The 26,682-nt window shown below is 70.8% G+C and carries 23 protein-coding genes and 1 pseudogene; 13 read left to right on the top strand and 11 right to left on the bottom strand.

What is annotated here, in order from left to right; translation table 11 throughout:
- Positions 1-1,363: 1,363 nt before the first annotated feature.
- A complete protein-coding gene (locus tag ACWCPW_RS46880; protein ID WP_449767759.1) occupies positions 1,364-1,591 on the top strand; it encodes a hypothetical protein in 228 nt (75 codons plus the stop codon).
- A 333-nt stretch (positions 1,592-1,924) separates the two neighbouring features.
- Here ACWCPW_RS46880 and ACWCPW_RS46875 read toward each other — a convergent pair whose 3' ends face one another.
- Both ACWCPW_RS46875 and ACWCPW_RS46870 read right to left on the bottom strand, forming a co-directional pair.
- Positions 1,925-2,200, bottom strand: coding sequence for a hypothetical protein (locus ACWCPW_RS46875; RefSeq protein ID WP_449767758.1), 276 nt, complete (start codon positions 2,198-2,200; stop codon positions 1,925-1,927).
- Between the two features lie 238 nt (positions 2,201-2,438).
- A complete protein-coding gene (locus ACWCPW_RS46870) occupies positions 2,439-2,954 on the bottom strand; it encodes a DUF5959 family protein (RefSeq protein ID WP_449767757.1) in 516 nt (171 codons plus the stop codon).
- A gap of 137 nt (positions 2,955-3,091) precedes the next feature.
- Between ACWCPW_RS46870 and ACWCPW_RS46865 the strand changes: the two genes are divergently transcribed.
- Positions 3,092-3,379 carry a DUF1877 family protein gene (locus ACWCPW_RS46865; RefSeq protein ID WP_449767756.1) on the top strand — a complete coding sequence of 96 codons (288 nt, stop codon included), beginning with the start codon at positions 3,092-3,094 and terminating at the stop codon, positions 3,377-3,379.
- Between the two features lie 348 nt (positions 3,380-3,727).
- Here the strand turns inward: ACWCPW_RS46865 and ACWCPW_RS46860 are convergent, their stop codons facing one another.
- The 3 genes from ACWCPW_RS46860 to ACWCPW_RS46850 are packed head-to-tail and all read right to left on the bottom strand — an operon-like array spanning position 3,728 to position 5,134.
- Positions 3,728-4,045, bottom strand: coding sequence for a helix-turn-helix domain-containing protein (locus ACWCPW_RS46860; RefSeq protein ID WP_449767755.1), 318 nt, complete (start codon positions 4,043-4,045; stop codon positions 3,728-3,730).
- Between the two features lie 4 nt (positions 4,046-4,049).
- A complete protein-coding gene (locus tag ACWCPW_RS46855) occupies positions 4,050-4,442 on the bottom strand; it encodes a tyrosine-type recombinase/integrase (RefSeq protein ID WP_449767754.1) in 393 nt (130 codons plus the stop codon).
- Entirely contained in the window at positions 4,442-5,134 is a 693-nt protein-coding gene (locus tag ACWCPW_RS46850) for a hypothetical protein (protein WP_449767753.1), read from the bottom strand. The genes ACWCPW_RS46855 and ACWCPW_RS46850 overlap by 1 nt, the downstream gene beginning before the upstream one ends.
- Positions 5,135-5,361: 227 nt before the next feature.
- Between ACWCPW_RS46850 and ACWCPW_RS46845 the strand changes: the two genes are divergently transcribed.
- Positions 5,362-5,619: a hypothetical protein gene (locus ACWCPW_RS46845; RefSeq protein ID WP_449767752.1), complete on the top strand. Its 258-nt coding sequence runs from the start codon at positions 5,362-5,364 to the stop codon at positions 5,617-5,619.
- 1,471 nt (positions 5,620-7,090) lie between these two features.
- Here ACWCPW_RS46845 and ACWCPW_RS46840 read toward each other — a convergent pair.
- The 4 genes from ACWCPW_RS46840 to ACWCPW_RS46825 form a co-directional block, all read right to left on the bottom strand.
- Positions 7,091-7,942 carry an alpha/beta fold hydrolase gene (locus ACWCPW_RS46840; protein ID WP_449767751.1) on the bottom strand — a complete coding sequence of 284 codons (852 nt, stop codon included), beginning with the start codon at positions 7,940-7,942 and terminating at the stop codon, positions 7,091-7,093.
- Between the two features lie 154 nt (positions 7,943-8,096).
- Positions 8,097-8,789: an alpha/beta hydrolase gene (locus ACWCPW_RS46835; protein WP_449767750.1), complete on the bottom strand. Its 693-nt coding sequence runs from the start codon at positions 8,787-8,789 to the stop codon at positions 8,097-8,099.
- A 102-nt stretch (positions 8,790-8,891) separates the two neighbouring features.
- A complete protein-coding gene (locus ACWCPW_RS46830; protein WP_449767749.1) occupies positions 8,892-11,651 on the bottom strand; it encodes an AAA family ATPase in 2,760 nt (919 codons plus the stop codon).
- Between the two features lie 576 nt (positions 11,652-12,227).
- Positions 12,228-13,148 carry a helix-turn-helix domain-containing protein gene (locus ACWCPW_RS46825; protein WP_449767748.1) on the bottom strand — a complete coding sequence of 307 codons (921 nt, stop codon included), beginning with the start codon at positions 13,146-13,148 and terminating at the stop codon, positions 12,228-12,230.
- Positions 13,149-13,350: 202 nt separating this feature from the next.
- Between ACWCPW_RS46825 and ACWCPW_RS46820 the strand changes: the two genes are divergently transcribed.
- The 4 genes from ACWCPW_RS46820 to ACWCPW_RS46805 all read left to right on the top strand — a co-directional run bounded on the left by ACWCPW_RS46820 (position 13,351) and on the right by ACWCPW_RS46805 (position 17,390).
- Positions 13,351-14,331 (top strand): aldo/keto reductase, encoded by a 981-nt coding sequence (locus ACWCPW_RS46820; RefSeq protein ID WP_449767747.1) that lies wholly within the window; start codon positions 13,351-13,353, stop codon positions 14,329-14,331.
- 96 nt (positions 14,332-14,427) lie between these two features.
- Complete coding sequence (locus ACWCPW_RS46815; protein WP_449767746.1) at positions 14,428-14,853, top strand: nuclear transport factor 2 family protein; 426 nt, start codon at positions 14,428-14,430, stop codon at positions 14,851-14,853.
- Positions 14,850-16,271, top strand: a complete 1,422-nt coding sequence (locus ACWCPW_RS46810) for an aldehyde dehydrogenase family protein (RefSeq protein ID WP_449767745.1) — start codon at positions 14,850-14,852, stop codon at positions 16,269-16,271. The genes ACWCPW_RS46815 and ACWCPW_RS46810 overlap by 4 nt, the downstream gene beginning before the upstream one ends.
- 351 nt (positions 16,272-16,622) lie before the next feature.
- Positions 16,623-17,390, top strand: a complete 768-nt coding sequence (locus ACWCPW_RS46805; protein ID WP_449767744.1) for a class I SAM-dependent methyltransferase — start codon at positions 16,623-16,625, stop codon at positions 17,388-17,390.
- 277 nt (positions 17,391-17,667) lie between these two features.
- On the opposite strand, the gene ACWCPW_RS46800 is transcribed toward ACWCPW_RS46805, so the two are convergent.
- The gene (locus ACWCPW_RS46800; RefSeq protein ID WP_449767743.1) at positions 17,668-20,532 is read right to left on the bottom strand and encodes a LuxR C-terminal-related transcriptional regulator; all 2,865 of its coding nucleotides are present in this window, start codon (positions 20,530-20,532) and stop codon (positions 17,668-17,670) included.
- 698 nt (positions 20,533-21,230) lie between these two features.
- Between ACWCPW_RS46800 and ACWCPW_RS46795 the strand changes: the two genes are divergently transcribed.
- From ACWCPW_RS46795 to ACWCPW_RS46780, 4 genes and pseudogenes are all read left to right on the top strand, one after another.
- The gene (locus ACWCPW_RS46795; protein ID WP_449767742.1) at positions 21,231-21,488 is read left to right on the top strand and encodes a hypothetical protein; all 258 of its coding nucleotides are present in this window, start codon (positions 21,231-21,233) and stop codon (positions 21,486-21,488) included.
- A 47-nt stretch (positions 21,489-21,535) separates the two neighbouring features.
- Positions 21,536-21,940 (top strand): annotated as a pseudogene (locus tag ACWCPW_RS46790) (reverse transcriptase domain-containing protein); the annotation flags it as partial.
- Positions 21,941-22,112: 172 nt separating this feature from the next.
- Complete coding sequence (locus ACWCPW_RS46785) at positions 22,113-22,391, top strand: hypothetical protein (RefSeq protein WP_449767741.1); 279 nt, start codon at positions 22,113-22,115, stop codon at positions 22,389-22,391.
- Positions 22,385-22,687, top strand: a complete 303-nt coding sequence (locus ACWCPW_RS46780; RefSeq protein WP_449767740.1) for a group II intron maturase-specific domain-containing protein — start codon at positions 22,385-22,387, stop codon at positions 22,685-22,687. The genes ACWCPW_RS46785 and ACWCPW_RS46780 overlap by 7 nt, the downstream gene beginning before the upstream one ends.
- 268 nt (positions 22,688-22,955) lie before the next feature.
- Here ACWCPW_RS46780 and ACWCPW_RS46775 read toward each other — a convergent pair whose 3' ends face one another.
- Positions 22,956-23,906 carry an NADP-dependent oxidoreductase gene (locus ACWCPW_RS46775; RefSeq protein WP_449767739.1) on the bottom strand — a complete coding sequence of 317 codons (951 nt, stop codon included), beginning with the start codon at positions 23,904-23,906 and terminating at the stop codon, positions 22,956-22,958.
- An 83-nt stretch (positions 23,907-23,989) separates the two neighbouring features.
- On the opposite strand from ACWCPW_RS46775, the gene ACWCPW_RS46770 reads away from it, so the two are divergent.
- Both ACWCPW_RS46770 and ACWCPW_RS46765 read left to right on the top strand, forming a co-directional pair.
- On the top strand, positions 23,990-24,562 hold the full coding sequence (locus ACWCPW_RS46770; RefSeq protein ID WP_449767738.1) for a TetR/AcrR family transcriptional regulator: 573 nt from the start codon (positions 23,990-23,992) through the stop codon (positions 24,560-24,562).
- 147 nt (positions 24,563-24,709) lie between these two features.
- On the top strand, positions 24,710-26,539 hold the full coding sequence (locus ACWCPW_RS46765) for an ISL3 family transposase (RefSeq protein WP_449767737.1): 1,830 nt from the start codon (positions 24,710-24,712) through the stop codon (positions 26,537-26,539).
- Positions 26,540-26,682 lie beyond the last annotated feature (143 nt).

Raw genomic sequence — 26,682 nt, 5'->3', positions numbered from 1 at the left:
ACCGAAACCGGGGAGTGGCAACCCGTGTGGAAGGCCATGGAGTCGCTTGCCGCACCACACGGTGACGACAACGTGCGCTTGGTCGTGTGGTTCGACGACTGAGCAGGCCCTGCGACCGCGCATGATCACACGCCCCGTCCCGAGCATGCTGCCGACCGGATCAAGATGGCGGCTGGGTGAATGACCGCCCCAGGCCGTTCCCTTCGGATCATCCGATCGCTGTTCGCGGTGGGGCGCGGATCCAGCCGTGCGCGACACGCGCACCTGTGGAACGAGGAATCCGGCGCCTACCTCGTCGGGGAACGCGACGGCCACCCCGTCACCGTCGAACCCGCGCCTTCTGGGACGCCGGCACATCGCCCACCGCGGATCCCGATGGCGATACCCGAACCTCGAGGCCGCGATCGCCGACGCCACCACATGCCCCCCGACCCCGCACGCCCGTAGGCCTGAAGAAGCGGCTTGCCGAGTGGCTTCGATCACGGCGGGGTCGAACCGCGGGTGAAGCGACTTCGATGGTCGGTGCGTCCGGTCGGGCCGCGCCGACACCCGATCCCAGACGTTGCCTCCATCCGCCCAGGTCCACGGCCACTCGCGCAGGACGGCGCCGCGTACCGCAGCCCGTCGTGTGGATCCTCGCCCCGGTCCGGTTCCCAGCCGTCGGAGTCCCGGAGCAGCACCGGATGATCGACCGCGATCAGCGAGACGTACCACTCCATGCCGCACCCGCCACCCGCCGGGAAGAACCACGAGGCCGGCGGTCGTCTCCACTCCGGCCGCCGGGCGTGGAGGGTCGTTGCGCACGGCCGGTGCGGCCGGTGCCACTGCGGGATGCAGCGTGGTGTCAGCGAGGCGAGACCGCCTTCCGGCCCGAATCCCCCGTCACCTATCTCGGTGTAGACACGCCGGAGCAACCGAAGCAACCGGGGCAGCCGGTACCCGAGCCTGCCTTCCGCAGCCTCGACGTCGACCGGCGTCAGCGGCGGGAACGGCTCGTCCGGCATGCAACTGCGGGAGGCGACCGCACCCTCCCCGCCCCACGCGAGGGCGTGCAACCTCTCCACGAGCACATCATCATCCGCACCGGTGCGGCCGACCGGATCGATCACGGGCCGGAACACTGGTACGCGGGCCCGACGCAACCCCGGGGCGACGATCGCGCGGCAGGTCTTCAAGCCTGGGCAAGGTCGGGCAGCATGCTCTCAGCCCGCCGTCCAACCTCGGGCGCTGTGCTGTCCGCACGGGCCCGTCGCTACCGTCGTTCTTCGTACGCAAAAGCGAGGGGGTCGAGTTGACGCCGGGATCGTGGCAGCTCAGACGGGGTGACACGCACGTCGGAACATTGCTTCTCGAAGAGATCGACATGTTCTGGACGGACTGCCGGTTCGAGCCGGGGCCGGGCTGGGGCGAGATCAGTCCTTTGTTCGATGCGCTGAAGGTCGCGTGGCAGCACGGCGGGACCGATGAGCGGGCGCGGGCCGATCAGGACATCGCGGCACAGCAGATGGTGCTCGTTCCCGATGACGGCAGCGAACCACTCACCGGCATGCTGCTGCGGATCCGTGAAGACCACGCGCGGTTCCGAGGGTGACGCGAACTTGTTCCCGACCGGCCCGCTCACAAGCGGGCGGCTTCCGGCAATCCGCGAGCGCAGGGCGGCTTCGGGTCACCCTTGCGATCGGGGCAGTCGAAGCCCATGACGGTCGCGAGTTCGACCGCGCGGGCCATCTCGGCCGCGGTGCGGACCGCGCCGGCGGGTCCGGCTTCCTTCAGCCGGCGCCCCCGCCCCGGGGCCGATGCACACGAACGCGGTCTCGGCTTCCGAACGTGCCGCGGCCTGGGCCGGCGATCGGATCGGCCGTCGGGGTGGTCGAGGTAGTGCGCGTCGCGCGAATCGCACCCGCAGGTCCCGGCATGCCAGGGGTCAGGCCGCGGTGCGACGCGCCTCGCCGAGGCGGCGCAGCGCGTCGTCGAGTTCGGCCTGGGCGTGGTCGAGCCAGGTGGCGGTGATGTCGGTGCCGGCGGTGGTGTGGTCGGGGCGGCGGTGCAGGCGGGGTTGTTCGTCGGGGTCGGCGGCGCGGGCGTGGGTGATGGCGTGGCCGGCTCGGGCGGCGGCGGCGAGTTCCTCGCCGGCCTGCTGCCCCTGGGCCGGCTCATGCCGGGTTGGTCCCCTGCTCCGTTCGGGGCGCCCCGTCCGCATGGCGTGGCGCCGGGTGTCGCCCGCGCGGCGCGGATCTCGACGTGACCGTCGGAGCGCGACGCAGCTCGCCGACTCGCGTAGGCCTCGGTTTGCCGGTCGCGAGGGGCTCGCCCTCCCAGGCCCAGGTCTCCCGGAGCGGGCACGGCGCGGCGGGATCCCGGGCCGGGCGCCGGCAGCGGGGCAGGTGGCGGGGGTCGTTCCTGCAGGGGGCTGGTGGCGGACCGTCACGCGATGTGCGTCACGGTTTTGCGGCGCCGTCGGTGGGCGGGGACATCCGGCGGGCGAGCGTCGTGCGTGCGGCTGCGAGCAGTGCCCGGTTCTCCTCGATCCAGTTCGGGGCGGGGTCGAGGGGGACGTGGACGCCGATGCCGGTGCGCGGCCCGTCGCAGACGCGTATCGACAGCAGTCCGTCCCGGCCGGTGCGGCTGACGCGCAGGTAGCCGGTGGGTCCCATGGGCGGCCAGTCGAAGGACACGTCGGTCGCCGCGTCGGACGCCCACCACTGGGCGAGCAGGTCCAGGATGCTCTCCCACGAGTCCAGGGCGTCGGTATCGGTGTCGGTGTCGTCGTCGACCAGGTCGACGTTGGTGTCCGTCTCGATGTCGAACCAGTCGCTGGAGACGGACACCGTCGCGGTGAAACTACGCCAGGTCGGTTCCTCGACCACGGGGGTCGGCAGAACGCGCACCGCCACCACCTGCCGCGCGTTCCCGATCCTCAACAGTTCGACCATCCGCCGGTTGTGCGTGTCCATGTACGGCCTCTCGACGAAACGACCATGCGCCCCCGGTCTCGGAACGGCGCGTCGGAACCGGGCGCACTCCGCAGCCGTCGACTGTCGAACATGTGCTTGGATTCCCCAACCGGATCTTCGCAGGGTGGGAGGACACAGTGGGATGTCGCGCGGTGATCTTCGCGCTGGAGGCCGAGGACGCGGAGCGACTGCTCGCGGCCGGGGACGACGGCGAGGTCATGGACCTGGTCGAGGAGATCGAGGAACGCCGGGACGGGGACCGGCTCGTCGACCCGGACAGGTCCTGGGATGCGCTGCACCGCTGTCTCACCGACGGGGAACTTGCCTTCGGCAACGGCGAATACCCGCTCTCCCACGCCATCCTGGGTGGACGGCTGTTGCACGACGGCGACGACCACATCGTGTCCTACGTCGATCTCCCGTGAGTTCGCGTATTCCGAAGCTGCTGGTTGAGGAACTCCCGGCCGGAGCCGGGATTCAGGCGGTGCGCGTGCGTCGGTTCGACGTCGGTTCATGAACTCCGGGGCGCGGAGGTTGTCATGCGCTCAACGGAGCCTGCCGAGTCGACGCGAGAACCGTGGCTCGGCGACCGGCCGGACACGCCTCGGTGTGGTCGTTGTCTCGACGAGCGGAGTAGTAGTCGTGGCACGAGCCGCACCGTCTGCAGGTCGGTGGGGTGCGGGGCCCGCGGGTGCGGCACGCGTAGCAGTAGACGGCCTTGGCGTGCGCGACCGGCCGCAGGCCGCAATCGGGGCACGTGCGCGGTGGGCCCGTCATACCGGCGGCAGCGTGCGGTGGCGGCCGAGCCGCGGGGTGATCGAGGTGGCGCCGGGAGCGTCGGCGGCGGCCTTTCTCGGCCGGCGGGCGGCGGCGACGTCGGGCTCGTGGACGAGCAGGTCCGCCGTGCTGCATTCGAGCACCGCGCAGATGATGTCGAGGTCGTCCAGGCGCACGGTGGTCGGAACGCTCGTCCACAGCGCGGACATCTTGCCCGCGCTGATCTCCAACCCGGCGTCGGCCAGGCGGCGTCGCATCTCGGTGGACTTCCAGATGCCTCGTTCGGCGGCCTTCATGCGCAGGTTCCAGCGCACCGTGTCACCTTTCCTCGGCCTGCCCGAGCCGCAGGGCGACACGGACGTTCGCTGCGGTCCAGGCGGTCTCGATGTGCTTCTCGTGGACATGGACGTACCGGGTCGTGGTGGACAGCCATTCGTGGCCCAGGAGTTCCTGGATCGCCTTGAGGTCCAGGCCCTGGGCGTAGTACGAGGACGCGCAGAAGTGCCGCAACACATGCGGCGTGAGCTCCTTGTCCCAGGTGGGCAGGTACAACCCCACCGCGCTGGCGAGACCGGATCGCAAGGCGTCGTCGCCGACGCGGCATGACCAGCCGGTGAGGGGGTCGCGGCGCTCACTCGGGAGCAGCGGAGCGTCGGGATCGGCGTAGTCGTCGCCGAACTGATGCCGCACATCGGTGAACCACCAACTCATCAACGAGTCAACGGAGTTGATCGCTGGGCCAGCCTGGATTTTGGCCCGCGCCTGCGGCTTCCCTTGCCGTGCCGGACGTGGCTCTTCCCGAAGTCGCCCAGGTCGGGACGCCAGTCCCGGATGTCCAACATGACGGTCTCGTTGATGCGCAGTCCCACCCGCCGCCACAACGAGGCGGCGAAGTAGTCCCGCGCGGCGATCAGGTACTTGCGTGCCGACGTCAGCGAGTCGCGCCAGGCTCCGAAGAGCTGCGCGATCTCGGGGTCGGACGGAGGTACGCGGGGGTTGCCGTAGTCGGGCTTTGCGGGCCGGTTGAACTCGTCGATCGGCTGCACGAGGACGTGGCCGGTCAGCGCGCGCACATCGCCCTGGTAGCGGGCGATGAGGAAATCGAAGAACCGGGCGATGACACCGGCCTTGGCGTGCACGGTGCTCCGGGCCAGGCCCCGTTTGCGTTGATCAACCAGGAACCGGTCGGCGGCGTCCGGCTGGACGCTCCACGCCGGACGCCCCAGAAAACGGATCAGGTCGAGGATCACCGATCGGTCGTTCGCGATCGTGCTGTCGCAGACCCCGGCGCCGACCGAAGCCAGAAGGTACTGGTCCACGAGCTCCTGCTCGTAGTCCTCATGCTCTTGGGCGCCGCACAATCGCCGAGGCGAACCCAGCGAACGCACCGGTGCCAGCGTCACGAACGCTTCACTTCACCAGAAATGACCATGCACACGAGATACCGCCAAAACATCGGGATTCTCGACCGAATGCCAAGATCTCCACGCGATCGAGTGAACCCGCAGCATGCTGCACGGAGGCTCTACCAGGGGGAATCGACGGCCAGAGAACCCGCGGGACTTCGTACAAACGGCTCACTCGTCCGCCACCGTGCCACCGCCACCCTCCGCACCTGCACGGACCCGGCATGCCCGTGCGACACACGGCCCCGGCCTCCGCTGGGGAAGGCCGTCTCGGCGCGCCCGCCAAGGCCTGGTACGCCCTGTGGCTGACACCCGACCAGTACCGCCCCGCCCACCCGGACGGCGCGAACGCACTGGCACTGCCGCTACGCGGCGTTCGTGTCTTGCGCGCACGCCCCGTCCGTGCCACCGGGGCAACCGACGACTACGCCCGCTTCATCACCATGACCGCCGCATTCAGCGCCCTCCTGCACGACGGCTAGTACATCGCTGGCCTGCGCGCCGGCAACGTGGTTGCGATCGGTGGCAGTCAGATGCGGGGCGGCTGAGCCGTTTCTCGGCAAGGCTGGGCCAGGCGACCGCGTTGTCGGGGCGGCTATCCGGCGCTGCCAGGGCTGGTGTGCCCGTAGCAGTTGTTCCCTATCAGGTGCTTCTGTTCAGTCAATCCTGTTGCCGTCAACGGGGTGTGATGGCGACGTGACCCCCTGAACTGCGATTCGAGGGCGCGACGCGAGGCGCTTATCGGGCGCGGCGCACGTCGTACGCAATGCGTCTGCGCCCTTCGTGTCCGATGGCGATCTCGCCGTGGTCTATCCAGCGATCGCCGCCGTCCGCCGCGACCACGGACCCGCCGCAGCCCTCGAACTCCTCGGCGCCCCCGGGCCCGCACCCACACCCGCGCGGCCCCAATGCCGGGCACGCCGTTGCCGACTGCGGCCCAGAACGGCTTCGAGCTCCGGAAGTGGCCTCCAAGGGTGTGCCAGGACAGCCCCGGGTTCTCGGCTCGAAGCGCGGCCAGTCCTGCGGTGGCAAGGCCACATCGCTGGTAGGAGGGGTCCGTATAGGGCTGTTCGACCCACCCGAGTCGGCACCCACGGCACACCGCGTAGTCGACGGCGAAGCCCCGGTCGCCGTTGAGGTTCGCCGCGCGTGTGCGCCATCCCGCGCGTTCGCCCGAGATCGTGTCCTGCCACGGAGCGTTCAAGCGCGGCACGGTCGGAAATCCGCGCCGCCGCCCCCCAGCGGTCGTTGCTGACCCTGCCCAAGAACACGGGCCATCGGTCCTGTCCGGACACCCGCCCGACTTCGCCGGATCGTCGTGCCGGAAGTCTCGCGGCCTGTGTGTCGTCCCCCGTGGTCATGTCCCCATACCTGCCCGGCCGCCATCCCTGACACGCCGCTGGCGCCTTCGCGGCCAGGGGTTGCCGTGGGGTTCGTGGACGCGCGTGAACGGCGCGGCCGGGGGTCGACTGTGGGACGTCTTGTGGGCCGGAATCGACGCCCGCGGTGGGGAACCGCGGAGTATGGACTCCGACTGCACCATTCGGTGCAGTCGGCTTCGGCGTGCGGACGTCCGCTCTGGTCGGACATGGGCTCGCGCAGGGCGTCGTGGAGGTCGTCGTCGGGCCGCTGGCGCTTGTGGCGTGACACGATCGCCCAGATCTCCCGGGATCCGTCGGGCCGGACCATGACCACGCATCGGCTCGAGGCGACCTCGAAGGCCGACGGCGACGGCCACACGGCCGGCCCGCGCATCGACGAGTGCGCTTTGCAGGGCTTCCCCGGCGGTGGCGCGCTCGTCGGGTCCGAGGGGGCTGTCCTGGGGATCCACGGGAATCCTTCCTACTGCCGCCGGCCAGGCATCCGCCTGGCCGGCGGCAGTAGCGGGGGCCGCGACGCGGCGGTGATCGGACTGCGTCGGCGCATCAGCGCTTGGCCGGTGTTGCCTTGGGGTCAGCGGGTTTCGTCGGCCGCCTGGTCGATGAGGCGGGCGACCTTGTCCGGGTGGCTGATCATGACGACGTGAGAGGCGCCCTTCACCTCGACGACCTTACGAGCGCCGGCGCGCTGGTACTCCCAGCGCTCCACGGCGGCGGGGATCGCCTTGTCGGCAGTGGCCACGACGCCGTAGGACGGGATGCTGCGCCAGGCCGCCGGGCCGCTGACGTCGCCGAACGCCGAAGCGCTGAACGGGCGTTGCCCCGCCGCGATCAGGGCGACGTCCTTCTTGGAGAGGTCACCGGCGAAGACGTCGTCGACCTTGTCCTGCTGGATGTACAGGTCGGTCCCGGTGGTGCCATCCGCGTTGGTGAACGGGACCGGCCGCAGCGCGGCCTCGATCTCGCTTCCGGGGAACTTGTTGATGATCTCCCCGAGGCGTTCGCCTTCGTCGGGCACGAACGCGGCGACGTAGACCAGAGCCTTGACGTTCGGGTTGCCGGTGGCGGCGTTGGTGATGACCGCGCCGCCGTACGAGTGGCCGACCAGGACGATCGGGCCCTGGATCGAGGCGAGGACGCTGCGGATATAGGTCGCGTCGTTGGGGATGCCGCGCAGCGGGTTGGCCGGCGCGATGACGGGATAGCCGTCCTTCTGCAGCCGGATGACGACCCCGTTCCAGTTGGACGCGTCGGCGAAGCCGCCGTGTACGAGGACGACGGTCGGCTTCGGAGGGCGCGGGTGGCGGTCACCGTCCGAGGCGGACGCCGAGGGGGTGAGGGTGAGCGTGGCGAAGGTGGCTGCGCCGGCCAGGGTGAGCGCGGCGGCGCCGGTGCCGATCTTCCGCCTTCTGCGGTGTGATGCCATGACGGTCCTCTGTTCCAGGGGTGGCAGGGGTCGGCGACGACCCCTGCGGGATGTTGCGGCTGCCGGACGGCGGCCGTAGTGAGACCGGCGCCCGTCGGCCGCCCCGGTCGGGGGCTGGCCGGCGGGCGCCGGAGTGGCGGGGCGGCGGCGGGGGTCAGCTGTCGGCGGCCTGCTTGATCAGGTCGGCGACGGTACCGGGCTGCGAGACGTAGATGGCGTGGCTGCCCGCTGCCTCGACGACGTGGGCGCCGATCCGCTCGGACATCGCGCGCTGGGCGGGCGACGGGATCATGTGGTCGTCGGTGGCGACGAGGTACCACGACGGCTTGGTGCGCCAGGCGGGCGTGGCCACCGTGCCGCCGGCCGCGTCCAGGCCCCAGGGGACCTGCGAGGCGGCGAGGAACTCGGCCTGGGCGAGCGGCAGGTCGCCGGCGAACGCGGCCGGGAACTTGTCGCGGTCGAGCAGCAACCAGCCGTCGACCGGCGGCAGGATCGGGGGCACGGCCGCGCCCGGCGGCGGGTCGGCGATCAGGGCGTTGACCGACTCGCCCTTGTCCGGGGCGAACGCGGCGATGTAGACGAGCTTGGTGACCTTGTCGTGGTTGCCCGCCTCGGTGACCACGACGCCGCCGTAGGAGTGGCCGACCAGCGTCACGGGGCCCGGCATCGCGTCGATCACCATCCGGGTGGCGGTCACGTCGCCGTCGAGCGAGATGGTGGGGTTCTGCACGATCGCGACGTTGTACCCGTCGTCCGTGAGCGCCTCGTACACCCCCTGCCACCCGGAGCCGTCCACGAAGCCGCCGTGGACCAGCACGACGCTTCCGCGCGCTGCGTTGTCGCTCATCTTTCCTCCCGGTGTCCTTCGGGCCGGCAACTGCGGCCCATGCCGGAAGAGTAGAAACGGGGACGTTCCCGCAGCTTCCGTCATGTGACGTAGATGCGGGGTTCATTCGTCCGGCAGGTGCTCCAGGGCATCGCGCAGTGCGGTTCGGGAGGTGACGCCGAGTTTGGGGAACACCTGGTGCAGGTGGGTGGAGACGGTGCGCGGGGACAGGAACAGCTTCTCTCCGATCTGCCTGTTCGTCAGTCCTGCGGCCGCCAGGCGTGCGACTTCCCGCTGTTGCGGGGTCAGCGCGGCAGAGCCGAGGCCGGCCGGGGCGCGCACCGGTTCGCCGCAGGCGCGCAGTTCGAGATTGGCGCGGGCGACCCACGGAGCGGCGCCGAGGCGTTCGAACGCACCGACCGCGCCGCGCAGTTGCGCACGGGCCCGGACCGGGGACCGGCCGCGCCGCAGCAGTTCGCCCCAGTACAGGCGGATGCGTGCGTGCTCGAAAGGCCAGCGGTCGGCGTCCGCCACAGCGAGGGCTTCGCGGAACAGCGCCTCGGCGGCGTCGTCGTCCTCGCTGGCCAGGCCGGTAGCGGCGAGCAGCACCATGCGCAGGCGGGGCGAAAATGTGTCCAGGCCGGCGTCCGCAGCGGCCCTGACATGAGCGCGTGCCTGGTCGCCTCTGCCGCTCCTGGCACAGGCTTCCACGAGGTCGAGCAGAGTCCACAGTCCGTGCGGGACGAACGCGGGAAACTCACCTGGTGGTGCGATCAGGCTTCCGAGCCGGTAGGCGTCCTCGAACTGCCCGACGCCCAGGAAATGGAGCACCTTGGCGTGCAGGATGTAGAACCGCACGCTTTCGGCACGGCGAGGCAGCGCCCACAGTTCCATCCGGTCGGTCAGGTCCCGCATCGCCGCATCGTCTCCGCATGCCGCCGCGACGCAAGCGAGCAGGAAGTGCCCCGGGCAGGCCAGCATCGGATAGTCGTACTGCTCGCACAGGTCCAGTCCCTCGCGGACGACCTCGCGCAGCTCTCCCCACTGGCCGGTGTGCCAGGCGTGATTGCCGAGCAGGAACAGCGCGTCGATGGCGGCGGTGACGTTCCCGCCGCGCCGACCCGCCGCCACAACACGGCGCAGGGCCTCAGTGCAGGCGCCCAGCCGATCCAGGAAGGCACCGGCGATGGCGACCCGCACGATGTGCAGCGGATCGGTGTGGCGGTGGAGTTCGGCAATGGCCGCGTCGAGCCGGAGCAGGGCCGCGGGAGTGGTGCGTGCGGGGTCGGCGAACGTGCTGCGGGTGATGGCGAGGAGTTCGGGGACGGCGGTGTACTTGGCGGCGGCGCCGTCGAAGGCCGACCACAGTTCCGCGCGGCCGCCGAAGAAGCTCATGAGCAGCAGGGTGTGCATGGCCTCGGCCAAGGTGGCGTCGCCTGGGTCGTAGGGCTCGGGCTGCAGGGCGATGGCGCCGGCGAGGAGGCGGTGCGCGGTGTCGATGTCGCCGGAGCCGTTGAGCAGGTACGCCGCCCCGGCGACGGCGGCGGCCAGCGAGCCGTGGGCGGGAGCGGCGTGGCGGGCGGCGTCCAGCAGCCGCGGGACGTCCCGCAGGTCGCCGGTGAGGTTGGCGCCCAGGTAGGCGGCTTTGGCCAGGCGCCGTGCCCGCTCCGGCGCGGCCGGGCTGAGGTCGGCGGAGCGCAGTAGGGCGGTGATGGCGCCCGGGCCGTCGCCGCGGCGGGCACTGACGTCCGCGGCCTCCTCCAGCAGGTCGGCGGTCTGCGCGTCGGGCTCTTCTGCGGCCTGGGCGAGGTGCCAGGCGCGCTGCTCGGGGACGCCGGTCCACGCGTCCGCGAGCGCGCGGTGCACGCTGCGGCGCTGGTCGCTGGTGGACAGGTCGACCACGACCGAGCGAATGAGTGGGTGCCCGAAGGCCAGGCGTCCGGTTGCGTCGTCGACGTGGACGAGGCGGACGCGCTCGGCGGGGGCCAGGTGCTTGAGATGGCAACGCCCTTGGACCGCGCTGCGTACGACGAGCAGGTTGCCGGTGCCGTCCAGTGCCGCGACCAGCAGGAGGTGCCGGGTGGCGGCCGGCAGCGCGGTGATCCGGGACGCGAAGGTGGCCTGGAGGCGTTGGGTCAGCGGGATGCGCACGGGCAGGGTCTGCGCCGCGGACCGCTGGGAGTCGGTGAGCGCGGCGGGAAGTTCCAGCAGGGCCAGCGGGTTGCCCTCCGCGTCCGCCATCAAGCGTCGGCGCACGCGCGGGGCCAGCAACGGGAAGCGGCGCAGCAGCAGTTCCTCCGACGCGGCGTCGCTGAGCGGGCGCAGCTCGTGCGCGGGAAGTCCGCCGTGGTCGAAGCACGATTCGTCGCCCAGCCGGACTGACGCCAGCATGCCGGTACCTGTCCCGGCGAGCCGGCGCGCGACCTGGCCAAAGACCACGGCGCTTGCCGAGTCCAGCCATTGCGCGTCGTCCAGGACCAGCAGGGTCGGCCGGTCCTTCGACAGCCGGGCGGCCAAGGACACCACGGCGTCGGCCACGGCGTCGTGTTCCGGCGTCGCGGCCCGTTCGAGGTCGAAGGCGGCGGCGAGTTCGGGTGCGCCCGCGGTGTGCGACCAGGCTTCGGGGGACGAGGCGAGCAAGTGGCGCAGCGCGCCGTAGCCGGTCCGGGCCTGGTACTGCACGCCGACGGTGCGCAGTACCCGCATGCCTGCCGCCTCCGCCTCGCGCGCGAGCGCTGCCAGGAGCGCCGACTTGCCCACGCCCGGGTCGCCGAGGAGCACCATGGAACCGCCGCAGTGCGGTACTTCGGTCAGGAAGGCACCCAGGCGCGCGGTGTCGGCTTCTCGCCCGATCAGTGCCGATTCCGCATAGCGTTCCGTCATCGCCCCTCCCCGGTGGTCGCGATGGAGCAGCACACGGGACCGGGGCCGCGGACCTGGGAGGACGGCGGTCCGCCCCCAGGATCGGGCGTATGGACGCTTAGGGCCGGCAGAACGATGCCGGACGGCAAAGCGCTGCCTGCGGCGCGCAGCCTGTCGAGGAAGACAGCGATGTGCTGCAGGTCGGTGCCTCGGCCGATCAGCACCCGGTCGAGACTGTTGTCACTGACGGTAGCCGTGGTCGTAGTCACGATGGCGCACCCCTGCATGACGTCGTTTTGGCGGAAGGGATACGACAAGCGTGCGTCGCGACCGGCTTCGGCCGCTTCTGTCAGAAGACCTGACTTGGCCGGCAGCGAGTCGACCCGGAGGGTGTTCGGCCATGTCCATGGTTGTACAAGCACTGCGACATGAGCTCCAGTGCGCAGCGGGATTCGCCAGGCGTGCAAGGTGCTACGGCTGCCGACCACCCGCACAGAGTTCCGTGACACCGCAGCACGCAGCGCCAAGGACCAGCTCACTTACCTGGGCTACCTAGCCGTACTGCCGCCGGCCGAGTGCGAGACCTGCCCGCCGCGGTCAGAGATCAGGTCGGTCGTCGGGGGTCCGGCCGGGCGTTCCCGCAGCGAGGTTGCCGTTTCGTCGGCCGTCGGCGTTCCAGCCGGCGAGGAGGCGGATGGCGTCGGCTTCGGGGGTGCCGGGCTGGGGGGTGTAGACGCTGATGATCTGGCTGGAGGCGGCGTCGATGCGCAGGGTCTCGTAGGGCAGGGTGATCTCGCCGATGAGGGGGTGGCGGAAGGTCTTGCTGCCGGCCCGCGCGGTGCGTACGTCGTTGGTTGCCCAGCGCTTGCGGAATTCGGTGCTGGGGGTGGCGAGTTGCCCGATCAGTTCGGTCAGGTCCGGGTCGTCGGGGTGCCGACCTGCCTCGACGCGGAGCGTCGCCACGGTGTCGGCGGTGATCAGGTCCCAGGCGGGGAAGAGGTCCCGGGCCCGGGGTTCGTCGAGGAACAGGAAGAGGGCGCAGTTCAGCCGCCCGGGCCGGTCGAACATCGGCGCGAGGAGTGCGCGGCCGAGGGTGTTGGCGGCGAGGATGTCGAACCGGCCGTTGAAGACCACGGCGGGCAGGTGGTCCAGGGAGTCCAGGAGTACGCGGACTCCTGGGTTGATCACGTCTTTCGCCGGGCGGCGGCGTTTGCGTGTCGCGGGGGTGAGTGCGGCGAGGAGCCGGTCGAGGTGGGTGCGTTCGTCGTCGTCCAGGCGCAGGACATCGGCGACGGCGTCGACGACTCCGGCGGAGGGGCCGGTGGCCTGGCCTCGTTCGAGGCGCACGTAGTACTCGGGGCTGACGCCGGCGAGCAGCGCGACTTCTTCCCTGCGCAGGCCTTTGACGCGGCGGCGGGTGCCGTGTGCGGGGAGGCCGGCGTCGGCGGGGGTGACGCGGGCGCGGCGGGTGGTGAGGAATTCGCGTACTGCTGCCCGTGCGGACTCTTTCTCGTCCATGGGACTGAGGATAGGCCGGTCCGCGCGCCGTAAGGGGTCCCTGTGAGTACCCCTTTCGGCAGTGCCTGTCGGGGGTTCGGCCGGGGCTGTTGTCTGGGTGTCGGCGAGATCGGGAACGCCGCCGGATGCCGCGGATGCGGAACGGCTGCTCCCTTCCGGCGCGCCTCTTCTTCGACACCCTCTTCGAGAAACGAGTCCTGTGATGCAGCACGCCACGTTGGGGACCCTGCAGGTGTCCCGGATCGGCCTGGGCACCATGTCGATGGCCGGCACCCTGCTGACCGGCGGCGACCTGGACGACGCCGAGTCCGTCCGCGCCATCCACCGCGCACTCGACCTGGGTGTCACCCACATCGACACCGCGGAGAGCTACGGCCCGTTCCACAGCGAGGAGGTCGTCGGGCGGGCCCTGGAGGGCCGGCGCGACCAGGCGGTCATCGCCACGAAGTTCGGCATCCTGTCGCACGGCGGGGACGGGACGGCGCTGTTCGACAGCAGCCCCGCGAACATCCGCACCGCCGTCGAGGGCTCGCTCAAGCGCCTGCGCACCGACCGGATCGACCTGTACTACCAGCACCGGGTCGACCGGAACACGCCCATCGAGGAGACCATCGGCACGGTGGCCGAACTGGTCGCTGAGGGCAAGGTGCTGCACATCGGTCTGTCCGAGGCCTCGCCGGACACGATCCGCCGCGCGCACGCGGTGCACCCGATCGCCGCGCTGCAGACCGAGTACTCGCTGTGGACGCGCGACGTCGAGGACGAGCTGCTGCCGCTGCTGCGCGAGCTGGGCATCGGCCTGGTGCCGTACTCGCCGCTGGGGCACGGGTTCCTGACCGGGCAGATCCGCACGCCGGAGGAGATCCCCGAAGGGGACTGGCGCAAGACCAACCCGCGGTTCATCGGCGAGGCGTTCCGGCAGAACCTGCGCCTCGTGGACGAGGTGCGCGCCATCGCGGCCGAGGCCAGTGGGACGCCGGCGCAGATCGCGCTGGCCTGGCTGGTGGCCCAGGGCGAGGACATCTCCCCGATCCCCGGCAGCCGCCGGGTCGCACGGGTCGAGGAGAACACCGCCGCCGACGGCGTCGCCCTGACCGCCGGCCAGCTGGAGCGCCTCGACGCCCTTACCCCGGCCACCGGCGCCCGGCACGACGACTTCAACGAGTCCACGATCGACCGCTGACCGCTGACCGCAGCGCGTGTGCCTCATCCACCCGAACACCTGACTGCAACGGGCTTCTCGACCGACCGAGAGCCTTGACCGCAAAGGAGATACGCCATGTCCGCAGCCGCTTCGCTCACCGAGCGGAACCGTGCCGTCGTCGAGTCCATGTTCGCCGCGGCGAACAAGGGAGACATCGAGGCGGTCTTCGCTCACCTGGCCGACGACATCGCGGTCATCGAACCGCACTTCCTGCCCTTCGGCGGGACCTACTGCGGCAAGGACCAATTTCTCGTCCTCGCCCAGATCCTCCCCGACTACCTCGACATCTCCACGATCACCGTGCACTACACCATCGCCGACGGCGACCGGGTCGCCGCGTGCGTCGGCATCACCGACATCGCGACCGGGGAACCTATGCGGTTCATCGAGCAGTTCACCGTCAAGGGCGGCAAGATCGTCGAGAACCGGCTGTTCTACCACGACGCCGGCACCCTGGCCGGCAAGCCCAAGGACGTGTGCAGCGCGGAGACCGGAGCGTGAGCGGGCTGCGGTCCCTGCGGCACTGGATGGACGGTGCCGAAGCCGCCGAGGACGCGCGCGAACGCATTGCGGTCGTCAACCCGGCCACCGCCGCCGTGATCGACGACGCACCTGCGGGCACGGCCGCCGACGTCGACCGGGCCGTCGCCGCCGCGCGGCGCGCGCTCCCGCTGTGGTCCGCGGTCCCAGCCGGCGAGCGGGCCGCCGCGGTCGCCCGGATCGCCGACGGCATCAAGAGCGCCCTCGACGACTTCGCCGCCACCGTCACCGCCGAGATGGGCTCCCCGATCACCTACGCCCGAGCCGTGCAGGCCGAACTGTCCGCCCACGTCGCGGCCACCTTCGCGGCGGTGGCCGACGGCTTCGCCTGGGAGGAGGAACTGGGCAACGCCCTGGTCGTCCGCGAACCCATCGGCGTGGTCGGCGCGGTCACCCCGTGGAACGCGCCCCTGTACCAGACGGTCGCGAAGGTCGCGCCGGCGCTGATCGCCGGGTGCACGGTCGTCCTCAAGCCCAGCGTGGCGACCCCGCTCACTGCCGCCCTGTGCGCGGAAGTCACCGCGGCGGCGGGTATCCCGCCGGGTGTCTTCAACGTCGTGTACGGCTCCGGGTCGGTGGTCGGCGAAGCGATCAGCACCCACCCCGGCATCGACATGGTCTCCTTCACCGGATCCACCGGCGCCGGCAAGCAGGTCAACATCGCCGCGACCGGCACCGTCAAGCGGGTGGCGCTGGAACTGGGCGGCAAGTCCGCCAACATCATCCTCGACGGCGCCGACCTGCCCCACGCCGTCGACGTCGGGCTGCAGTACGCCTGGATGAACAGCGGCCAGACCTGCGCCGCATGGACGCGGATGCTGGTGCCCGCGCACCGGCACGACGAGATCGTCGAACTCGCGGTGACCGCCGCCCAGGCCTACACGGTCGGCGATCCCACCGACCCGGCCACCCGGATCGGCCCGATGGCCTCCGCCGCCCAGCAGCGCACGGTGTCCCGGTACATCGACCGCGGTATCGCCGACGGCGCCACCGTCGCGTTCGGCGGCCCCGGCCCCGTCGCGGGCCTCGACCACGGCGCGTACGTCCGCCCGACGATCTTCGCGAACGTGGTACCGGACGCCGTCATCGCCCAGGAAGAGATCTTCGGCCCGGTCCTGTCGATCATCCCGTACACCGGCGAGGACGACGCCGTCGCCATCGCCAACAACTCCGTCTACGGCCTGGGCGGCAGCGTGTTCGGCCGGCCCGACCACGCCCTGGCCGTGGCCCGGCGCATGCGCACCGGCCAGGTCATCGTCAACAACGGCGAGTTCAACCTGGCCGCGCCGTTCGGCGGCTACAAGCAAAGCGGCAACGGCCGCGAACTGGGCCGCGTCGGGATCGAGGAATACCTCGAACTCAAGGCCATCCACCGCTAGGAAGACAGACGAGCACACCGGTCGGTGGCGGCCCCGCTACCTGAGCCGCACCGCCACCGACCAACGTCTCTGCGGGCGTCTCGCCGACAGTGCCTGCTGCCAGAACGCTTCGCTGTCCAGCCGTCCTGACGCTCCCGGTCGCCAAGCGTCCGGCAGTGCGGAACAGCGCCTCCAGTGGCTGGCGGCGATGCGACGCCACCGGAAGAGCGTCCTGGTACGCCCGCGCCCCGGCCCCACACGGGCACCACCGCTCGCGGCAACCCGCCGCTGCGACCGTGGGCGTCCCGAAGCCACGACCGCAGGGCCGGCCCGCATCCTCGACCGACTCACCGACAAGGACGGCCAGGCGTCGTGAGCAGCACCCTCATTCCGTTCATCCGTGAGTTCGTCAAGGCGCCGACCGTGGTCGCCTCCGTGATTCCGAGTAGTAAAGCCCTCGCCCGGCAGGTCGCGTCCCCGGTTCCGTCCACGGGGCACCCGGTCGTCGTGGAACTCGGCCCCGGCACTGGCGCGTTCACCCGGACCATCCAAGAGCGACTCGACGGGAGAGGCCGGCACATCGCCCTCGACGTCAACGAGCGCTTCACCGCTCTGCTGTCCGACCGTTTCCCCGCTGTCGATGCGCTCACCGCCGACGCCCGCGACCTCCCCGCTCTCCTGACCGAGCGGGGACTCGGACACGCCGACGCCATCGTCAGCGGCCTGCCATGGGCGACGTTCCGGCCCGAGCGGCAGCGCGAACTGCTCGACGCCGTCGCGTGTGCTCTGTCGCCACGGGGAGCCTTCACGACTTTCGCCTACATCCATGCCCACCGGTCCACAGCGGCTCGCCGGTTCCGCCGGTCCTTGGCAGAGCGCTTCGAGGAAGTCGTCCTCGGCCGGACAGTGTGGGCGAACCTGCCACCCGCCCTGGTCTATCACTGCCGCCGCCCCGGCCGGGACACTCAGACCACCAGGCGGCCGGCATGCCCGGCGGTGCTGTGCCGGAGGATCGATCCGATACCCGAGACAGCACACCCCCAATCAGCACCACCGGTGAAGGGGGGCAGGACCCCCGGGGACGTCGGCCAAGCATCCATGTCGGCCAGGGTGGCCGATGCGGCGCATCGAAGTCGGTGAGCTGCCAGCCGGTCAACCTGACCGCCTACGACGCCCTGTCGTCCGCATCCTCCTCAACCCTGCCAACCTGACATGGTCCACGCACACGCCCCTTGCAAGCCACTGCCGTGCAAGTGCTTCCGGAGTTCGCGAACTTTCCTGCCGGCCACGCGTCGCGGTGTGCACCGGGACTCGTGTCGAACCGGCACCACTTGTCGTCTCCATAGCCACCCGCGGCCGCGAAGCCGGCTCCGCTCGCCAAGGACCTGCGGCTGCTCGTCGTTCGGCGCCGGCTCGGTTACGGGACGACGTCCCGGAGCTGGAAGCGGGAGGTGACGCCCAGCTTGGGGAAGGCCCGGTTGAGGTGGAAGCCAACGGTACGCGGGGACAGGAACAGCCGGGAAGCTATCTCCTTGTTCGACAGCCCCTGTGCGGCGAGCTGCACGATGGACAACTGCTGCGGGGTCAGTTCCATGGTCACGTCCGGCCGGCGCACCTCGGCGGTGTCCACGCCGGCGGCCCGCAGCTCCGCGGCGGTGCGCGTCGTCCAGGGAATCGCCCCGAGGCCTTGGAAGAGTTCGTGTGCTTCGCTGAGGGGAGCCCGGGCGTCGGCCGGCCGCTGCTGACGGCGGAGCCACTCCCCGAGATCCGCGAGGGCGAGTGCGCGTTCGAAGGGCCACTGGTCGCCACCCGGATCGAACGCCGCCTCGCGGAGCAGCTCTTCGGCTTGCACGCCGTCATCGGCGAGAAGGCCGTGGGCACGGCGCAGGATGAGGTGCTGCCTCAGCGAGGTCGTCGACGGCAGTTGCTCCGCGGCCGTCCGGAGCGTGGCCTGCGCTTCCGCGACCCGGTCGATGCGCGCGGCGCTGGCGGCGAGGTCGGCGAGGCCGAGGAAGGACCGGTGGAAGTGCACGGGGGTGCCGTCGCGGTGGAACATCCGGCTGAGGTGGAAGTAGGCAGTGCGGTGGTCGCCGTCCGCGAGTGCGGCCAGGGCTTTCGCCTGGCGGGCGGCCACCTCCGAGACACGCGTCCCGCGCAGATCGAAGTCGCGGACGGCGTCGGCGAGAGTCTGCCGTGCGCGTGCACTGTCGCCTCGGACGGCGGCGAGCGAGGCGGCGAGGATGTCCGTGCTGACGGCGGCGAGTTCCATTCCCCCGACTGCGGCCGCGCGTTCGGCCTCGCTCACCCCCGCGAGGGCGGCAGGCCAGCGGCCGGCGTCGAACAGGGCACTGGCGTGGGTGAAGGCGATGGTGGCGTTCGCCCCCGCGGTGGCTGCCTGGCGGAGGATCTCCAACACGGCGCCGAACACCTGGACGGCCGACTCGGTCTCGTCCAGTGCCCAGGCGGCGGCACCGAGCATGCCCCGGGCGCCGATCGGGGTGCCTTCCAGGGCCACCGCCCGGCGCAGGTGGGCCACGGCTTCCGCACGCGAGCCGAGCGGGTCGCAGCAGGCGAGGATCCAAGCGTGGGAGTTCGGGTCCCGCGGGGCGAGCCGGCGGTAGCGGTCCAGAATCGCGTCCCGGAATCGCGGGTCGCCGCTGTTGTAGGCGGACGCGCCCGCGGCGCCGAGCGCCCCAACAGCTGCCTCCGGGCGGGTGACCGCCCAGGCGTCGGCCGCCGCCATCAGACGGTCGACCGCTTCGTCGTGCCGACTGGTCAGGGCCAGGGCCCAGCCGGCGTTCAAGTCGGCCTCGGCACGGGCGTCGTCGGTATCCGCGTCGGCTGCCGCGGCGGCGGTGAGTTCGGCGACCCAGCGCGGATGGCCGGCGAACATGGCGGATTGCGCGGCCGCGTTGAGCCGGCGGACCCGGTCCTCGGTGCGTGGGCTGAGCTGGGCGGCCCGTTCCAAGGTGAGCGCGGCCGCCGCGTAGCCGCCGCGGCGGCGCGCCCGCTCCGCGGTGGCCGCGAGGGCATCGGCGATCGCTTCGTCCGCGATGACCGTGGCGGCGGCGCGGTGCCAGGCCCGGCGGTCCTCGTCGAGGTCGGGCACCGACGCGATCAGCAGGTGCGCCCTGGATCGTTCCTCGAACGGGGTCGCGGCCAGGACGGCGGACCGGATGAGCGGGTGCCGGAACCGGATCACCCCCTGCCGCAGGGTGAGCAGCCCGGCCTGCTCCGCTGCGGACCAGGCTTCGTCCGCAGCCCGGGCCACCTCCGTCCGTCCGGCGAGGACACGTGCCGCGCCAGCGGACACTGCCGTTTCTCCCCGGTCGTCGTCGACCGCCGCATCCGAAGGATCAGGCTGCAGGACGTCACCGAGGATCTCCGCCAGGGCGGCCATGTCCGGCAGGTCCGCGACGGCGGCGAGCAGGAGCAGGCGGCGGGTGAGCTCCGGCAGGGCGTTCAGGTCCGCAGCGAAGAGTTGCTCGAGGCGCTCGGTGAGCGGGAGTTCCAGGCCGACCGGTTTCTCAGTCAGCGGACGGGTGGCAGCGGCCCGCGCGAGCTCGACCAGACCCAGCGGGTTGCCGCCGGCCTGCCGCAGGACCTGGCGGCGCGCGCGGCCCTGCGGCGGCTCCGCCAGGGAATCGAGCAGGCGCGCGGAGTGGACGTCGTCGAGAACCTCGACGTGCTGCAGGGTGCTCTGACGGGGCCACCCCTGCGGCAGACCTGCGGGACGGCTTGCCAGAAGGAACCCGACCGGTTCGCCGTGGAGACGTCTGGCGCACAGGCTCAGGAGATCCTGGGTGGACCGGTCCACCCACTGGAGGTCGTCGACGATCACGAGGAACGGCCCCTCGGCCGCCCACCGGGACAGGACCCGCAGCAGAGCCCCAGCCGGCGCAAGGTTCCCGCTGGCCGCCGGCGCTCCGCCGCGCAGCGCGGTTTCGAGGACCGTCCGGTCCTCGGCATCGATGTCCGCCGAAATGCTGGGCCAAGGGTGCAGCAGCATGTCCAGTCCGCTGAACGCGAGACCGGCCTCCTCCGGCCGTCCCACCACCCAACGCACCTGCCCGCGTCGCTCTTTAACGCGTCTGGCCGCATCCTCCAAGAGCGAGGTCTTGCCTATTCCCGGCTCCCCCAGGAGCAGCACCGTGCGCTCGACCGCTCCGGCTTCGGGCCCGGCCGTCTCATCCGACAGCTCGCCGTGCAGGCGGTCGAGCAGGCTGTCGATGACGTCCAGAGGCTGAGCACGCCCCAGCAACCTCGTCTGCACTGATGACATCGCGCCCCCGCACGCCCAGCTCCCCAACACTGCTGGCAACGAACCAGGTTAACGGTACGACGGTCCGGGGTCTGTAAAGAGAACGGCTCTGTCTCACATTCGGTTTGCGCCGTGAGGCGCTGTTGGTTCGAGTGGAGGTGGAAGACCTGCACCAACCCCCTGTCGCAGCAGTGGGGTTGAAGCTGAGGGCAGCCTGATCCGGGTGATGCCGGGGAGGGCGGGAGCGACCCTGACAAAGCCGGGACGTCTCCAGTGCCAGATGGGGCGGGTCCGGCGAGCGTGACGGAGAGGAGTACGCGAGGAACCGGCGTTTCACGTCTCTCAAAGAGACACCGGCTCGAACCTGGCGGATCAGGGCCGGAAGCGGTGCGCATCCGGGGTATTTCTTCGAGACTCCGGAGAACTCCCTTGGGCGGTATACAAAAGCTGCCCGGGAGGCCACGAGGAAAGCCTGCGGCGTACTCGTGGCGATACCGCAGGGACACAGTCGGGCTCCTACTTCGTCGAGCGAACCACAGTGAACACGGGAACCGTTCCGGATCTCGCCTCGCCGTCTGCTTCCGGCAGCCGGCCGGGGCCGGGCGCATCGACCGCCGATCGGTTCGGGACGGGGCGGAGCCGCCGTAGTACCCCGAGGCCGGGAAAGCCGGTCACATGGGGAAGGGCGGCAGCGGTATCGAGAAGGGAAGGACGCTGCAATGCCGGAAGACGCCTTGCTGAACAGCGGGGCTCCGGGTCTTCGGGTCCGGGTACTGGAGATGCAGACCAAGCTTCACCGTTGGGCGGTGGCCGATCCCGGCCGCCGGTTCGACGACCTGTTCAACCTCGTGCACGACCCGGCGACGCTGTTGACGGCGTTCGACCGGGTCGCGGGCAACCGGGGAGCCCGAACGCCCGGCGTCGACGGCCTGACGGCCGCCGAGTCGAGGCGTTCATCGGCATCCCCGGATTCCTGAACGCCCTGCGGACCGCGCTCAAGGACGGCTCGTTCCGTCCGTTGCCGGTGCGGGAACGCAGTATCCCCAAGCCGGGAGGCTCGGGGAAAGTCCGCAGACTCGGGATTCCGACGATTGCGGACCGAGTCGTTCAGGCGGCGCTGAAGCTGGTGCTGGAACCGATCTTCGAGGCCGATTTCATGCCGGTCTCCTACGGGTTCCGGCCCCGACGGCGGGCCCAGGACGCGATCGCCGAGATCCACTATTTCGGCACTCGGGGATATCGCTGGGTGCTGGACGCGGACATCGAGGCATGCTTCGACTCGATCGACCACACGGCCCTGATGGACCGAGTGCGACACCGGGTGAAGGACAAGCGCGTCCTGATATTGGTCAAAGCCTTCCTCAAGGCCGGGATTCTCACGGAACTCGGCGAGAACAAGGCGACGTTGACCGGCACTCCGCAAGGCGGAATCCTCTCCCCGCTGCCGGCGAACATCGCTTTGTCGGTGCTCGACGAGCACCTTCACGAGCCGTGGGAGCCGGGCGGGACGATGTCCACCGAAGGCAAACGCGCCCTACCGGCGCCGCAAGGGTCGGCCGACGTGGCGGGTCGTCCGCTACGCGGACGACTTCGTCGTCCTGGTGCACGGCACCGAGGCCGACACCGCGGCGCTGCGCGAAGAGGTCGCCGATGTGCTCGAACCCCTGGGACTGCGTCTGTCACAGGCGAAGACCCGGGTCGTGCACATGGGCGAAGGGTTCGACTTCCTGGGTTTTCGCATCCGGTGGAAACGCAAAGGAGGCACGGACAAGTGGCACGTCTACACCTTCGTCGCGGAACCGGCCCATCCGGTCTTTGAAGGCGAAGGTCCGTGCTCTGAACAGGCAGGACGTCGCAACAGGATCTTGCCGCCGTGCTGATCAGACTCACTCAGATCATGCGCGGTTGGGCCAACTACTTCAAGCACGCTGTCGCCAAGCATGTCTTCACGAAGCTTGACGCCTTCGTGTGGTGGCGTCTGATCCGCATGCTGCGGGAACGCCACCACTGGAGTTGGGGGGACGTCCGCCGCCGGTTCACCACGCCCACCGGGCGGTGGCTACCGATCGCAGCGGACGGGATCGAACTGTTCCGGATCGCATCGGTCACGGCCAGCCGTTACCGATACCGGGCCGGCACGATCCCCAACCCGTGGCAGCCTGCGAACCCCGTCTGACGGCAGAAACCGTGGAGAGCCCGTTGCGCTGAGAGGCGCACGGCGGGTTCGGCGAGAGGTTCGGAGAAACGGACCGGGAGCAATCGGCACCGCGCTCCGGACCTACTCAGCGATTGATCACTGCTGTGAGGCCTCTGGGCCGCTGGTGGGCAAGCCGCTCTAGCAATTCGCGCTCCGCTCCAAGACGGAAAGGGGCGCCCCGGACGAGGAGGAAGGCCTGGCCCCGCCCCTCGTCGAGCAGTCTCGCTTCACCAGGCCGGCAGGGCGATCACAGGACGAGCATGAGCTTGCCGCCGGGTCGGCGGGACCGGCTGAGCTCGGCCGCTTCCTGGATCCGGTCGAGCGTGTAGGTGCGGGCGACCGGTACGACCAGGATGCCTTCGCCGGCGAGCCGGGCGAACTCGTCCATCCGGTCGTAGCGGATCTCGGTGGTGATCCGGACGCCCAGTTCGGCCGCGGCGGCGAAGTCCGAGACGGTGAGGACACGGTCGGGGTCCCCGGTCAGCTCGATCAGGGTCGGTAGCGAGCCGCCGGCCGGGCTGGGCTCGTCGGCGCGGTCGATCCGGCCCCCGGTCGGCGTCGCGTCCAGGGCTCGGTCGACGGGGCCTGCGGCCAGTGCGCCGACGCGTTCGGCCATGCCCTCGCCGTAAGCGGTTACCCGGGCGCCGATCTCTTCCAGCGCTGCGGCCCGAGTCGGCCCGGCGGTGGCGATCACCCGAATTCCCCGGTGCAGGGCGAGGCGGACCGCCGCCTCACCCACGGTAGTACCCGCGCCGTGGACGAGCAGCAACTGACCCGGCCGGACGCCGAGGTCGTCGAGCGCGCGCCACGCCGTCTCGGCCGCCATCGGCAGCGCGGCGGCCTGCTCGGCGGTGACGCCTTCGGGGATGCGTGCCCAGGCCGGCATCAGCGCGTACTCGGCGGCGCCGGCCGTCGGGCCGTGGAAGGTGGCCGGGCCGAACACGCGGTCGCCGATCCGGACGCCGGTGACGCCCTCGCCGAGCGCGTCGACGGTGCCCGCGACCTCCAGGCCGAGCCCGCGCGGCAGCGGCGGCAGACGGTCGGCGAGGAGACCGTCGACGACGTGCCAGTCGGCCGGTGTCAGGCCGCACGCCCGCACGGCGATCCGGATCTGGCCGGGACCCGGCTCCGGCTGTGGGACGTCGCGGAGCACGATCACGTCCGGGGAACCGAACCGGTCGAATTGAAGAGCCTTCATGACGATCTCCTACGTGATGACAGCATCTGTTGTCATCGACCGTACCAGGTGATGACAGCTTCTGTTGTCGTACTCTGGTGGGTATGCCGAGATGGGAATCCGACGCACAGGGCCGGCTCGAGCGCGCGGCGCTCGAGCTGTTCGAGACGCAGGGCTTCGAGCGCACCTCGGTCGCGCAGATCGCGGGCGCCGCCGGTCTCAAGGAGCGCTCCTTCTACCGATACTTCCCCGACAAGCGGGAAGTCCTCTTCGCCGGCAACGAACTCGAGGCCCACCTCGTCGCCCAACTCGAGGCGACCGACCCGAACCTCACACCGATCGAGGCGCTGCTGACCGCGCTGAGAACCACCGAGGAGATCTTTCGCCCGCGCGAGTTCCTGCTGCGCCGCGTCAGAGTGATCGCCGCCAACCCGGCACTGGCCGAGCGCGATCTGATCAAGCTCGCCGACATCGCCGACGCGCTGGCGCGGGCGCTCGAGCGCCGCGGCGTCGAGCCCGGCAAGGCACGCTTCGTCATCGACGTGGTGCTGGCGATCCACCGGCGCGCCACGTCCCGCTGGCTGACCGACCCGAACGCAACCCTCTCCCAGCTCATCACCCAGGCCGCCGACGAACTGCGCGAGGCGGTCGCGCTGCCGGCTCCGACGGCCCGCTGAGTGGGCCCAGGACTCCCGAAGCTGTCCGCAACGGACACGAAGGTGCCCCGTCCCTGGTGGGCCGACCGGGCCGTGACGCGTATTTCGGAACGGTCACTTCCGAACAACCGGTGATCCGGGTGAGGTTGGGCGTTCAGCGTCGTTTGCATGGAGGACGTCGGAGGGTTCCGGGGGTTGGTGTGGCCGGAGGTCCAGGACCTGGTGGTGGACGGGGTCCGGGTCGTCGGTGACGCGGTACGGGTCGACGCGCACCGTGGGCGCCCGACGGCGCGTTGCCCCGGGTGTGGGTGTGGGTGCGGGTGTGAGGGCGGCAAGGTGCACGACGTCTACACGCGACGGCTCGCGGATCGGCCGCTCGGCGGCCGGCGTGTGTCCGTCCTCTTACGCGTGCGCCGCTTCGTATGTGACGAAATCACTTGCGGTAAAAGGACGTTCGTCGAACCGGTCGCATCCTTGACGAGGCGTCACGGCCGGTCCACGGAGGCCGCGAACACGCTCGTGCGAGCGATCGGCGTCGCCGTGGGCGGTCGCGCGGGCGCCCGATTCGCCGCGCGGCCGGGTCTGGGGGTCGAGCGCGACGCGATCATCCGTCGGGTGCGGGAACTGCCCGACCCTCCGGCGTCGAGTGTTCGCGTCCCGGGGGTGGACGAGTTCGCGTTCCGCAAGGGTCGCACCTACGGCACGGTCCTGGTGGACATGGAGACGCGCCGCCCGGTCGACCTGCTGCCCGACCGTTGCGCCGACACGTTCGCGGCCTGGCTCGCCGATCACCCCGGCGTCGAGATCGTCTGCCGCGATCGCTGCCGGCTCCTCGCGGAGGGCGCCGCACGCGGAGCACCCGACGCCCGACATGTGGCGGACGGGTGGCATCTGCTCCACAGCCTCACCCTCGCCGTGGAGCGAACCGCCCACGGCCACCGGGCCTGCCTGCGCAAGAACCCCGAGTACACGCTCCCCGAACGGCGCGACGACGCGGCCGACGCCGCGAAGGCCACCACCGCCCTGATCGGTGCCGCGTCGCCGGCGGATCCGCCCGGCAACCAGCTCCTGGCCCGCACGCGTCAACGGCACGCCGACATGCACGAGCCGCGTGAACGCCGCTACACGCTGAGCGCGATCGCCCGCGTTCCCGGTCCGGACCGCAAGACGGTGCGCCGTTTCGCGAACACGGACCTGGACGAACTGCTCGCCTCCGCACGCGATCGCCGTCCCGGGGAGCTCGATCGTTTCCGGCCCTACCTCCAGCACCGCTTCCGCACGGGTGCGACGAACGCCTCGGCCCTGTTCCGTGAGATCCGCGAGCACGGCTACCGCGGCAGCCGCGTGGTCGTGACCGAGTACGTGGCGACGATGCGGTCCGGCACCGCCGTTCGGGAGGAACGCCGGGCGATCCCGACCCCGCGGCGGATCGCGGCCTGGATCATGCGGCGTCCCGAAGGCCTGACCAGCGGAGAACGCACGCAGCTCGATCGCGTCCTGACCGCGTGCCCGGACCTGGCGTCGGCCCACGCCCCCGCCGGTGACTTCGCCGCCATCACTCGGGAACGACGCGGCAAGGACCCGACCGCCTGGATGGCACGCGCACTCGCGGACGGCCCGAAGCCACCACAAGACTTCGCCGTCTCGCTCCAGTCCGATCGGGACGCCGTCATCAACGGCCTCATCTCGCAGTGGAGTTCGGGAATGGTCGAAGGGCAAGTCACGCGCATCAAGTTCCTCAAGAGGCGCTCATACGGTCGAGCATCCTTCGCCACGGCCCGAGCCGGGCCTGTCGGCGTCGCCGGTCATCGGTCGTGGTCACCCGTCGGCACGCACGATCCCCGACCACACACCTCTTCCGACTCGAATTCCTCGATATCCGATCGGGATGGAGATGCACGCACACGTACCCGCGGGTCGCCGCTCGCCGGATCCGCGCTCTGCGGCGGCATCACACTCGCCGACACCACCCGGCCACTCGTACCGATCCCCGCCTGAACACCGATTCCGTCCGTGTCCGAAACCAGAGGGATCGGCGGGAGCACCGACGTGACGCACGTCGACGTCACCGATACTTCCGCAGGTGTCTCGCATGTAGCTGTTGGAAGGTCGTGTGATCGGTTCCCTCATGGATAGTCCGC

Source organism: Embleya sp. NPDC001921 (assembly GCF_053594475.1).
Note: the sequence above shows the minus strand (reverse complement) of the source record. Positions and strands in the feature narration are given on the sequence as shown.

Coding starts and splice junctions, on each gene's coding strand:
- ACWCPW_RS46795 (WP_449767742.1), top strand. CDS start 21,231: ATGCCGGAAGACGCCTTGCTGAACAGCGGGGCTCCGGGTCTTCGGGTC.
- ACWCPW_RS46830 (WP_449767749.1), bottom strand. CDS start 11,651: ATGACGGAACGCTATGCGGAATCGGCACTGATCGGGCGAGAAGCCGAC.
- ACWCPW_RS46800 (WP_449767743.1), bottom strand. CDS start 20,532: ATGTCATCAGTGCAGACGAGGTTGCTGGGGCGTGCTCAGCCTCTGGAC.
- ACWCPW_RS46840 (WP_449767751.1), bottom strand. CDS start 7,942: ATGGCATCACACCGCAGAAGGCGGAAGATCGGCACCGGCGCCGCCGCG.
- ACWCPW_RS46770 (WP_449767738.1), top strand. CDS start 23,990: ATGCCGAGATGGGAATCCGACGCACAGGGCCGGCTCGAGCGCGCGGCG.
- ACWCPW_RS46835 (WP_449767750.1), bottom strand. CDS start 8,789: ATGAGCGACAACGCAGCGCGCGGAAGCGTCGTGCTGGTCCACGGCGGC.
- ACWCPW_RS46870 (WP_449767757.1), bottom strand. CDS start 2,954: ATGGACACGCACAACCGGCGGATGGTCGAACTGTTGAGGATCGGGAAC.
- ACWCPW_RS46815 (WP_449767746.1), top strand. CDS start 14,428: ATGTCCGCAGCCGCTTCGCTCACCGAGCGGAACCGTGCCGTCGTCGAG.
- ACWCPW_RS46855 (WP_449767754.1), bottom strand. CDS start 4,442: ATGAGTTGGTGGTTCACCGATGTGCGGCATCAGTTCGGCGACGACTAC.
- ACWCPW_RS46880 (WP_449767759.1), top strand. CDS start 1,364: ATGTTCTGGACGGACTGCCGGTTCGAGCCGGGGCCGGGCTGGGGCGAG.
- ACWCPW_RS46775 (WP_449767739.1), bottom strand. CDS start 23,906: ATGAAGGCTCTTCAATTCGACCGGTTCGGTTCCCCGGACGTGATCGTG.
- ACWCPW_RS46875 (WP_449767758.1), bottom strand. CDS start 2,200: ATGCGGACGGGGCGCCCCGAACGGAGCAGGGGACCAACCCGGCATGAG.
- ACWCPW_RS46765 (WP_449767737.1), top strand. CDS start 24,710: ATGGAGGACGTCGGAGGGTTCCGGGGGTTGGTGTGGCCGGAGGTCCAG.
- ACWCPW_RS46845 (WP_449767752.1), top strand. CDS start 5,362: ATGCCCGTGCGACACACGGCCCCGGCCTCCGCTGGGGAAGGCCGTCTC.
- ACWCPW_RS46825 (WP_449767748.1), bottom strand. CDS start 13,148: ATGGACGAGAAAGAGTCCGCACGGGCAGCAGTACGCGAATTCCTCACC.
- ACWCPW_RS46820 (WP_449767747.1), top strand. CDS start 13,351: ATGCAGCACGCCACGTTGGGGACCCTGCAGGTGTCCCGGATCGGCCTG.